At 45.5% G+C, this 11,105-nt stretch carries 6 protein-coding genes; 2 read left to right on the forward strand and 4 right to left on the reverse strand.

The window, feature by feature from the left end; genetic code table 11:
* Window positions 1-369 precede the first annotated feature (369 nt).
* On the reverse strand, window positions 370-1,824 hold the full coding sequence (gene cls / locus BP74_RS20200) for a cardiolipin synthase (RefSeq protein ID WP_496377106.1): 1,455 nt from the start codon (window positions 1,822-1,824) through the stop codon (window positions 370-372).
* A gap of 423 nt (window positions 1,825-2,247) precedes the next feature.
* Here cls and BP74_RS20205 point away from each other — a divergent pair, with 423 nt between their 5' ends.
* Entirely contained in the window at window positions 2,248-2,673 is a 426-nt protein-coding gene (locus tag BP74_RS20205; protein WP_496377108.1) for a response regulator, read from the forward strand.
* A gap of 379 nt (window positions 2,674-3,052) precedes the next feature.
* On the opposite strand, the gene BP74_RS20210 is transcribed toward BP74_RS20205, so the two are convergent.
* Window positions 3,053-3,448, reverse strand: a complete 396-nt coding sequence (locus BP74_RS20210) for a response regulator (RefSeq protein ID WP_496377110.1) — start codon at window positions 3,446-3,448, stop codon at window positions 3,053-3,055.
* A gap of 512 nt (window positions 3,449-3,960) precedes the next feature.
* Here BP74_RS20210 and BP74_RS20215 point away from each other — a divergent pair.
* Window positions 3,961-4,473 (forward strand): hypothetical protein, encoded by a 513-nt coding sequence (locus BP74_RS20215; RefSeq protein ID WP_496377112.1) that lies wholly within the window; start codon window positions 3,961-3,963, stop codon window positions 4,471-4,473.
* An 85-nt stretch (window positions 4,474-4,558) separates the two neighbouring features.
* On the opposite strand, the gene BP74_RS20220 is transcribed toward BP74_RS20215, so the two are convergent.
* On the reverse strand, window positions 4,559-7,537 hold the full coding sequence (locus tag BP74_RS20220; RefSeq protein WP_496377114.1) for a T9SS type A sorting domain-containing protein: 2,979 nt from the start codon (window positions 7,535-7,537) through the stop codon (window positions 4,559-4,561).
* A 586-nt stretch (window positions 7,538-8,123) separates the two neighbouring features.
* Window positions 8,124-11,042 (reverse strand): ELWxxDGT repeat protein, encoded by a 2,919-nt coding sequence (locus tag BP74_RS20225; RefSeq protein ID WP_496377116.1) that lies wholly within the window; start codon window positions 11,040-11,042, stop codon window positions 8,124-8,126.
* Window positions 11,043-11,105 lie beyond the last annotated feature (63 nt).

Consider the following 11,105-nt stretch of genomic DNA (forward strand, 5'->3'; position numbering starts at 1 on the left):
GGGTGATTCATTCGAACCGCAGAAAAATAGAACAAGGAATGTCGAATGATGAAGGCTTAGGTCGGAGGTAACCATTCTTTGCAATTTTTTCTTAGGTCATAAGAAATGCTCAACGCCCAATGCTCAATTTTCAATGTTCAAGGAAGAGAGAAGCCGCCTTCTCGCATGTTCAATGGAGTTAGTTTTGAATTGCTCTTATGAAACTGAAATCTTAAGACCAATATATTTCGGATATAACTCGGAATTAAACGCTAAACATTTCCTGCGCATAATGATTGAATTCTGTAAAGTTTCTCTGAACTAAAAAACTACAAACTACAAACCACAAACTACAAACTGTGTTATCCCGCTTGTCTCGCGTTCGTTTCTTCATAATAATGGTGATACCAGCCTTGCCGTTTTATCCATCAGCTGCTTGTACCAGGGACGGTTTTGCCAGGCGTAAGGGTCGATGCGCAGGGCATCACTAATATCCTTTTCAAATACTGTGGCCAGCTCCCGGGCCGTAGCTTCATCATACACCAATGCTGCCACTTCAAAATTGAGCTCAAAGCTCCGGTTGTCCATATTGGCGGTGCCTACAATGGCCAGCTTGCGGTCGGCCACCAGGGTCTTGGCATGCACAAATCCTTTCTGGTACTGGTACACCTCCACACCGGCATCCAGCAGGTCGCTGTAATAAGAACGCGCGGCTGCATTCACAATCAGGGAGTCGGAGATACCGGGTACCAGTAAGCGCACTTTCACACCTCCCATGGCAGATACCACCAGCGCATCAATGATGCTTTCACCTGGAATAAAATACGGGGTGGTGATCAGCAGTTCCTCCCTGGCCAGGTAGATGGCCTGCAAAAGGGCGAACAGCATGGTAGGCGTATCGGAGTCAGGGCCGCTGGCTGCCACCTGCACGGTCTTATTGCCTTTGACAGGCAGCGATTCATCGGGCGGAAAAAAACGCGGTGTCGGTTGCAGGTGTTCACTGGCGCAGAAGTTCCAGTCGCAGAGAAACAGGTATTGCAGGTATTGTACACCTGGTCCTTCCAGTTGCAGGTGTGTATCGCGCCAGAAGACCTTGTTCTTCTTCCCGCAGTTGATATAGCGGTCGCTGACATTAATGCCGCCCACAAAGGCCACGCAGCCATCTATGACGATAATCTTGCGGTGGTTGCGGTAGTTGAGACGGTTGGCCAGGGCAATAAAAATAATGCGGTAGAAAGGGAAGGCTTTCACACCCGCTTTCTGTAATCGTTTAACCAATCGCCTGCGGATGGAGCGGCTGCCAAAATCATCATAGATAAACCGTACTTCCACTCCTTCTGCTGCCTTGCGTTCCAGCATGTCTGCAATGGCATTACCGATCTCGTCGTCCTCATAGATGTAATACTCAATATGGATATGATCTTTGGCAGTGGCCATAGCTTGTAGCACGGCGGGAAATTTTTCTTCTCCATTCACCAGGATCTTCACTTCATTGTGGGTGGTGATGGCACTGCCACTGTCCTTTACCAGCATATATGCCAGTTCCTTATTATCCCTCAGCGCCGGTGAACCCTTTGCAAATATCTGGCGGGAGTGCTGCCAGAGCTTCTCCCGGACGCTTTTTTCCAGGACGTCGTCCTGCACCAGTTTTTTGGAGTAGATCTTGCGCTTATGGTAATTGATGCCAAAGGAGAAATAGATGAAGATGCCCAGCAGGGGCAGGAAGATAACCAGCAGCAGGTAGGCCAGTGTTTTGGTATTGCTGCGGGTGTCGTACACAATGCGCATGCAAGCCAGTATCAACAGGGTAACATAAAATATTTCGTAAACCAGCAGCCAGTTCATGATGAGGTAAAAGTAAACACTATGGAATGGGTTGTCAAGTTGATAATGTAAGTGAGGGATGATAGGGAAAAGTTGACAGGGAAAAATCCAACCCACCTGGGGTCTGCCCTTTTTGAGCCCTCTGATTTGGCAAGGTCGAGCCCGGGTGTTTCTTAAAGCGGTAGACGATAAAAGGCGGGAACGGCAATTATGGATAAGGAAAAGAACTAAGATTGGCAGGATTGAATAGGATTGGGAGGAGGAAGGGAATGTCGAACAATAGAACAGGGCATATCGAATTTCGAGGCTTTGATTCAGCGATTTTTGAATTCCATACCACCTGGCTATTCCAAATATTAAATATTACATCTTACATATTACATAATAAATGGTTTCTACCGGGTATGCTTATTGAACCATATATAATAACCAGTAATAAATACCATGAAAAAGGAAATTACATTTTCCATCCTGGTGGTGGATGATGATGCAGACGACCGGGTGATCATTGATGAGGCATTTCAGGAGATAGATTATGTATGCGAGGTCAAAAAATTTCATTCAGGAAAGGATCTGTTGCATTACCTGGAACTGGTAGGGCCAGGCCTCTATCCTTCACTGATCGTGCTGGACTATTCCCTGCCGGGACTGGATGCTGCTGACCTGCTACGCATTTTAAAACAAAATGAATCCGCTAAGGATATCCCCGTGATCATATACACCAGTTCCTGCACACCAGCTAAAACAGCTGAAATAAAAGCACTTGGGGCTTATGATTGCGTGGAAAAGGAAAATACCATGCAGGCCATTATTGAAACCGCCAAAAACTTCCGGAACATTTCCCGGGCCGGTATGAAGGACGTTCAGTGATGTATAAAAGAAAATAAAACCGGCAGCTTGCGCTACCGGCTTCACCAGTTAACCTGATCCATTACAGGATCAAAAAAGTATTGATAATAAACGGGCAGAACCGTTGCATAGGGCAAAATGAAAATACCAATCCCACTTCAGACCAGCAGATCCCTTAAAAGTTTAATAGCATGTAAAAATATTTCGGGTAAACATACTTTACTGATAAAAATCATATCAACAGATCTTCTGGCTACTTAGCTTTGTTCTTGACCAGGAGAAGATTAATTCCCTATGGAAATGTTTTTAAGCTGGCCTTTACTAAAAAAGTGGAAGAATTAAGATCCAGGTATTAATGGAAAGATCAAAGAGATAAAGTTCCCAACGGGAACTTTCTTTTTTAGCAGTATTTCAGTAAACGCTGCGCGATACTTTCCATCTCTTTCCCATTGGATGGCTTCCTGAAGTTCTCGATACCCATTTCTTTAAAATAAGCCTCATCAATATTACTGGTGGCGGTGGAAAATATGACTATCGGGATACGCGCCAGCACTTCATCCTTTTTGATCTGTTCAAAGGTTTCGCGTCCGTTGAGCAGGGGCATGTTGAAATCCATCACGATCAGGCAGGGCAGGCTGCCATTGGACTTGGCCTCCTGCAGGTATTCCAGCGCCTTTACCCCGTCATACCTTTCATCAATGTTGATCTCCGGGCTTTGCTTCCTGATAGCATCGCCATAGTATTCCAGGTCGTCGGGGTCGTCATCTACAAATAATATGTGTACTGGTTTATCCATAAGATTAGTTTCCAAATATAACCCCATATACTTTTATTGTAACAAGCATCTCTGCAAGTAAACTCTGTAATCATTATTTGTATTTGTAGGGTTATGAAGTCATTGGCGCTTGGTGCCAGGGAGCTGTGCAGCAGGAAACGCTGGCGTGCAGGGATTTTAATAATTTATAGTTATTAAACCATGACCGTATAATCCCTTTGCAGTCTGCAATCCTCTGATATAATTTTTCAGGAAGATTTATGGATAAAAGCTTGCTGGCAAGAAAAATTGTGTTTGTGAATAGAGATTGTCACGGCATTTAACTAGCAATGAAGGCCACGCCTATATATCAGGAACGACTTCTTCACGCGTTCCATACATCAATCTTTGAATATCCTTTTTGGCATTTGGTCTATGGCAATTGAGCCACCAGGCAAAGCGATTCCCTGGGAAAACTATTTTAAAATTATTACTAAATTAATTAGCATTTTACCAATGGTTTTATTACTTTTGGTTTTCTCTACTATTCAACTATGACAACTTTCCATATATCCCAATTCAGGGGTTATTCCAAAGCTGATATCCTGGAATACCTGCAGCTGGAAGACCCGGAAGAGATCATGATCATACTTGACAAGCCTGCGGATTTTAAGAAGCTAGGGGCAGACCAGATGGCTTTTGATTATTACCAGGCAGCCTACCTGGGGCAGGAGCTGGCCAGGGTTTGTGAAGACTTTGCGCTGACCTATCCCGAGATGAAGCTGACGGGCAAATTTACCTTCCAGGCTTTATACCCCCGCCTGCCGGAATTGTCCACCCTCCTGCATTTTTATACTGAAGGTTTTGATGAAGAGGGAGCTCCTGATGATGATTACCTGCATACGGTGATGAATTTTGTTTTAGAGATGGATGATAAAGAAACCATTGCCTGTATGGAGTTTTTGGACATTGCCATGATTGCTATCAATGGTGAGGATCCGGAGCTAAATCCGAACCGGTATCGCGACCTGGACCCCGGGCCCTGGTATGAACAGAATGATTGCTGAGAATGTTTTTGATAGGTGGTTAATTAAAAAAAGGTGGCCGGATGGCCACCTTTTTGCTGTGTTGGTGTTCTGATCGTGAGTAGTTCTATTGATTGATCTGGAGGATCTTTCCACTTACCTGCTGACCGCCCACGCGGAGTACATACACCAGGTTAGAAACCTGACGTTGTGAAAGGTGCAGCTCAAAGTTTTGCGTTCCTTTGTTGATATTGCCCTGGTAAACGGTTTTGATCTTCTGACCCAGCGCATTGTACACATCGAGGCTTCCTTTACCTGACAAAGGAGAAGTAACCACGAAGTTGATCTTCTCATTGAAAGGGTTGGGATAGGCTTTTACCTGCAGTGGAGCAGCATCTGTAGTGGCCGTATTGGTTGATTTTGCAGCAATTCTACCTGTTACAGAACAAGCTACAGGGTCACTGGCACAGATGGTATTACAATTGGCAGCAGGAGATATACAACCCGCTGGTGACTTAACCTTTAATCCTGAAACACCACCGGCGGCTACAGTGAGGAAAACATTACAATCCTGCCAATGAGCGCCATTATCAATGCTATACTGGAAGCCTGTTCCCAAACTGGTAAAGTTTACCTTACCTGTTGCTGGTCCGCAAAGCGAAGGTTGGACCACGCATACTGAAGGAGTTCCCGGTGTTGCTGGCTGGGTGTTTACAGTAACGTTATTACCGGTTTTGCTACAAATACCTACAGTTGCTACCAGGGTATACGTTCCTGGAATTACATTATTAAATACGCCACTGACTGCAGTATATTTTACAACATTTGACTGTGTAAGGGTATAAGTTGTAGATCCCTCAGGACTGGAAACCGTAACAGTTCCATTTTGTATAAAGCAATCAGGTTGTTGTGTCACAGATGCTGAAGGAGTAGGGATCGTTGGAGGCGCATTGACTGTTACGCTGCAGGTTTGTGATGAACAATTATCTGAAACAGTTAACGTATATGTACCGGCATTAAGCCCTGATTTTGTTGCAGTTGTTGCTATTTCGGTATTACTGGAATTTTTCCAGCTATAATGTACAGTTCCAATACTATTGGTAACAGTGCCCGCCGTAACAGAGCCATCAGAACCAGCACAGCTAACATCTGTTTTACTGCAAGTTCCTAATGCGAGTGCAGCGGATGGGCCACCAATGGTAACACTACAGGTCCTGGTAAAACAATTGTCTGAAACAGTAAGGGTATAAGCGCCTGCTGGAAGACCCGATTTAGTTGCACTTGTTGACACTTCTGCATTGGAAGCATTCTTCCAGCTGTAATTCACTGTACCTACAGCATTGGTGACAGTACCTGCAGTTACAGATCCATCTGAACCTCCAAAGCAGCTAACATCCGTCTTACTGCAGGTTCCCAAAGCCAGTGCAGCGGAAGGCCCTCCAATGGTAACAGTACAGTTTTGAGAAGAACAATTATCTGAAACGGTAAGCGTGTAAGCACCAGCAGCCAGTCCGGATTTAGTTGCACTTGTGGCAACTACCGTTCCGCCAGCATTCTTCCAGCTATAATTCACGGTACCTACAGCATTGCTGACAGTACCCGCAGTTACAGAGCCGTCTGAACCTCCAAAACAGCTAACATCCGTCTTACTGCATGTGCCTAAAGCAAGAGCAGCGGAAGGCCCTCCAATAGTAACAGTACAGTTTTGAGAAGAACAATTATCTGAAACGGTAAGCGTGTAAGTGCCAGCAGCCAATCCGGATTTAGTCGCACTTGTGGCCACTACCGTTCCGCCAGCATTCTTCCAGCTATAATTCACGGTACCTACAGCATTGGTTACAGTACCTGCAGTTACAGAGCCGTCAGAACCTCCAAAGCAGCTAACATCCGTCTTACTGCAAGTTCCCAAAGCCAGTGCAGCGGATGGCCCTCCAATAGTAACAGAATTATTTTGAGAAGAACAATCATCTGAAACAGTGAGCGTGTATATACCAGCTGGCAACCCGGATTTATTAGGTGTAGTTGCTACAATATCATTAGTAGCATTCTTCCAGCTATAGCTTATCGTTCCTACAGAATTAGATACAGTACCAGCTGAAACAGTACCATTACTACCACCAAAGCATGTTACATCCGTTTTACTGCTGGCACCCAAAGCCAGTCCTGCCAAAGGGCCTGTCAGGGTAACTACTTTTGAGAAAGTACAATTATTTTTATCTTTAATCACGCAGGTATATGTACCCTTTGTAAGACCAGTGAGATCTTCATTAGTTGCCTGCAAGGATGGTACATTTCCTCCATTACTGGCAGTCCACGAGAAAGTGTAAGGTGCAGTTCCTCCGAAAGGTGTTAAATCAATTGTTCCATTGGAGGCCCCAAAACAGGTAAGGTTACCTGCAACTGCACTTCCATTCACACCTGCATTGATTTGAATCTCAGGCAATGTTCCGCATTTTGGGTTGATGGTTGCAGAATTAATGGTAGCACATGTGCTTTTAGGTGAAGCATCCGTCCATGCAAGGAATAGGTTAGTGATCTTTAATGCATCGCCACAGGTATAAGTAACGGTACCAAAGTTGAGACCATCATAATAAGCGGGTAAAGGGCCTGTAGATGGAATAGGGCCATTACATCTACTAATTGGAGTTCTTTCAACTGTACCATCAGCATGCGTAATTTCTAAGGTTCCCCAAAAAGCAAAGGCAGTTCTCGATGAACCTGTTTTATTATTTATGGCAAGGGTAAGATTTCTTGTCAATGTAGCTCCTGGAGTACAAGAGTTACATACATCTCCACCTGTTAGTCTGGCACTTACCAGTTCCAGGTCCTTGGATGTACAAGAACTGGCTGAAGGAAAAGTTGTTGTGGTTTGTGCAAAACCTGCCAATCCCATGATTAGCATATAAAAGAGCAAAAAAAAGGATCGTTGAAATAAATTAAAATTATTCCCTCTCAAAGAACATCGCTTGTTCAACAAAAAGGGAATTGTAAAATGATACGTAGTGTTACTTCTCATAACTGTAGTATTTAGGTTGTGATAATTGACAAAAGGAGGATGACCGGCATGGTCCATATTGGAGTTGAAAAGCCCTGGTGCAACTGGCATAGATGCAATTGTTTTGGTTGAATAAAAAGAACAGGATTGCTTCCCGGAATGATTGGAGTTGGTTCAGGACAGCCATTGCCATCCATTCTTAGGAGGTTGGAAAGAGAATGCCTTGCTAGAACGTCTTAGGTTTACGCCAGTAATAATGACAAGCCAAAAATGTTATGGTGTTAGGAGCAGTTAGTTGCCAGGGGGTTGGATAACTCGATAGTTAAATAAACAGGTTGCTTTACAGGTTTTGGAGAGGACATCGCCGTTAATAGAGGAGTGCGGAAAGTTGTTTCAGGGGTTGAATACTACTCGTGGCGGTTCTGTTAGGGTAGGTGATTACTCTTACTAATATACTTCATTTAATCAATAAACAAAATAACACGAGGGATTTTTTTAAGTATATTTTGTGTTAGGTCCTTTCATTGGGCCAAAAAATATATCTGCATATTTTCATCGATGGCCTAACCTGCGAATGACAATTATAATGTCAAAAATAGATGCGCTATACCACCGGTTGATGCTATCCCCTACCAGTTGTAGGAATCGAATAACTCATCTGCCAAATCCTCAATAGGCCGTCCATAACCAGAACAACCTATTTTTTAACCATAGACAAATGAGCTTCAGTTCCCTGGCAGTACACACTAATAGTATACAATCCTGGTAAAAGCGTTGTTGCATCAACAGCTATACTATTACTTCCTTCCGTAAGTATCGTTCGCTGTGCGCTGAAGATCCGTCCTGTAAAATCTGAAACCTGTATAATGGCTGCACCTCCCTTTCTCACCTCCAGCTTCAATGTGCTCATTCCGCTGGCTGGATTGGGATACAACTGCGCTACTGGCTGTCCCTGGACAATAGTAAGGGCGATGATTTTGGAATAGCTAAAGCTGCCATCGGCATCAATCATTTTCAAGCGGTAATAAACAACGGGGCTGGATAGCCGGGAAATATTTAGATCTGTAAAGGTATAAGTATGACTTTCGGGTGTATTGCCGGCTTCCATGGTGCCAACAGCGCTAAAGCTTCTACCGTTAGTACTCCTTTCTATTATAAAATGGGAAGTGTTTTTTTCATCTGCGGTGTACCAGTGCAGCACACCATCGCCAGCCTTCATTTGCCCGTTGAATTGCAACAAGTGCAACGGCAATAAAGTAAGCGTTGTTGACCAAACCTCCATGCCATAGGTATCCTCCTGCACCGCGGCAAATAATTGCGAACCTGCAAGAGTAAGATTTTGTATGCGGGAACCACCGCTTCCCGGGGTGATGTCCTGTAGCAGCACAGTTCCTGCTGCCGTGCCATCACTTACCCATAATTCCTCACCGTTGGTGCCATCATTGGCCTGGAAATAGATGCGGCCATTGATGGCTGCCAGGGATTCCGGGCTGGAGCTTCCGACGCCGCTAACAATATCCTTTACCATTACAGTGCCCGCGGCGGTACCATCGCTTTTCCAGAGTTCTGTACCGTTCACCCCATCATTAGCAGAAAAATACAGTGTACCATTCAGGTTCACCAGGTATTTTGGCGAAGAACTGTTGGTGCCGGCAACAATATCTTTTACCATTACCGTACCTGCGGCCGTGCCATCACTCTTCCACAACTCCCGGCCGGTGCTGCCATCAGTTGCGGTGAAATAAAGCGTACCATTTACATTGACAAGGTTTTGCGGTATGGAGTTGCCAGCACCAGGCACCAGGTCCTTTACCATCACCGTGCCCGCGCTGGTGCCATCACTTTTCCACAATTCACTGCCGTTGACGCCATCGCTGGCTGCAAAAAATAATGTATTGTTGACGCCTGTAAAGGATTGCGGAGAGGAACCACCCGCACCTGCCCTGATATCCTTGAGTAAGGCGGTACCAGCGCTTGTGCCATCCGTTTTCCAGAGTTCTGTCCCATTCACCCCGTCGGTAGCCCTAAAATACAGGTTGCCGTTCACAGCTGTCAGGAACGCGGGTGATGAACTGCTGGCCCCTGCAATAATGTCCTTTACCATTACGGTGCCGGCATTGGTGCCATCGCTTTTCCACAACTCTGTTCCGCTCACACCATCATTGGCAGAAAAGTACAGGGTGCCATCCAGGTTGGCCAGGTAGGAAGGAAAACTTTGACCGGCACCAGCATTGATGTCCTTTACCAATACAGTACCTGCTAACGTGCCATCGCTTTTCCACAGCTCGGCACCATTGGTACCATCATTGGCACTGAAGAACAGTTTATTGGCGGACTGGGTAAGGTATTGTGGATTGGAATAATTGCTTACACTGGGTTGAATGTCTTTTACCAGCACCGTTCCGGAAGTAGAACCGTCGCTTTTCCAGAGTTCTGAACCGTGTGTTCCATCATCGGCCGAAAAATAGAGCGTGCCATTTACATTTGCCAGGTTGGCGGGGTAAGAACCGCCCCCGGTTGAAAAATCTTTCATTACTACAGTACCAGCTGCCGAGCCATCGCTTTTCCATACCTGGTAGCCAGTACTGCCATTATAGGCCGAAAAATAAAGAGTGCCATTGACATCTGCCAGGTATTGTGGCCCAGAGCCACCTGGTCCGGCAACCAAATCTTTCACCTGCACCGTTCCGGCTGCCGTGCCATCACTCTTCCAAAGTTCCCTGCCATCCGTGTTCTCTGCCGAGAAGTAGAGTGTACCATTCACATTTACCAGGTTTTGTGGCATAGAACTGCTGTAGAGTAAAATATCAGTCACCGGAACTGTACCTGCCGCCGTGCCATCGCTCTTCCAAAGTTCCCGGTCATTCAGGTCGTCGGTGGCAGCAAAATAGAGTGTGCCATTCACATTGACCAGGTATTGGGGTGTGGAACCGTAAGTGCCTGTGACAATGTCTTTTACCAGCACCGTACCGGCAGCACTGCCATCAGTCTTCCACAATTCCTCGCCATTAACATTATCATAAGCCATGAAATAAACAACACCATTCATGTAGGTAAACTCACGGGGATACGAATCGCCACTGCCGGTATTAATGTCTTTGACCATCACCGTACCTGCAGCCGTTCCATCGCTCTTCCACAATTCAGCGCCGTTGACTCCATCACTGGCCATAAAATAAAGTGTTCCATTTGCATTGGCCAGGTAGGCGACGTTCGCACTTCCGGCGCCAGGAATGATATCTTTTACCATAGCGGTGCCCGCCGCGGTACCATCACTTTTCCATAACTCCGAACCATGCACATCATCATTGGCAGAAAAATACAAAGTACCATTCAGGTTGGTAATGTATTGCGGAGCCGAGCTACCCATGCCTGCCATGATCTCTGTGACCATTACCGTACCCGCAGCCGTACCGTCACTTTTCCAGAGCTCAGCGCCATTACTCAATGTATTGGCCATGAAATACACGGAAGAACCGCGGGCTGTTAAATAGCCCGGACTACTGCCCACAGGAACAATGGCAGGATTAATATCTTTCAGTAAGCTTAAGGACTGTGCAAATGAAGCAAATGCGCTAATGGCAGTCAGGCTTACCAGCAGGATTATTTTTCTCATAGTTCGGTTTAGGTTATTCAGCAGGCAGGATCATGATTTAGAAAAACTGATCTCACAAATCTT

Source organism: Flavisolibacter ginsengiterrae DSM 18136, assembly GCF_059568575.1.

Excerpts from the sequence above, each read along its gene's own strand:
- BP74_RS20210 (WP_496377110.1), bottom strand. The coding sequence starts at position 3,448 with ATGGATAAACCAGTACACATATTATTTGTAGATGACGACCCCGACGAC.
- BP74_RS20215 (WP_496377112.1), top strand. The coding sequence starts at position 3,961 with ATGACAACTTTCCATATATCCCAATTCAGGGGTTATTCCAAAGCTGAT.
- BP74_RS20225 (WP_496377116.1), bottom strand. The coding sequence starts at position 11,042 with ATGAGAAAAATAATCCTGCTGGTAAGCCTGACTGCCATTAGCGCATTT.
- BP74_RS20205 (WP_496377108.1), top strand. The coding sequence starts at position 2,248 with ATGAAAAAGGAAATTACATTTTCCATCCTGGTGGTGGATGATGATGCA.
- BP74_RS20220 (WP_496377114.1), bottom strand. The coding sequence starts at position 7,537 with ATGCCAGTTGCACCAGGGCTTTTCAACTCCAATATGGACCATGCCGGT.
- cls (WP_496377106.1), bottom strand. The coding sequence starts at position 1,824 with ATGAACTGGCTGCTGGTTTACGAAATATTTTATGTTACCCTGTTGATA.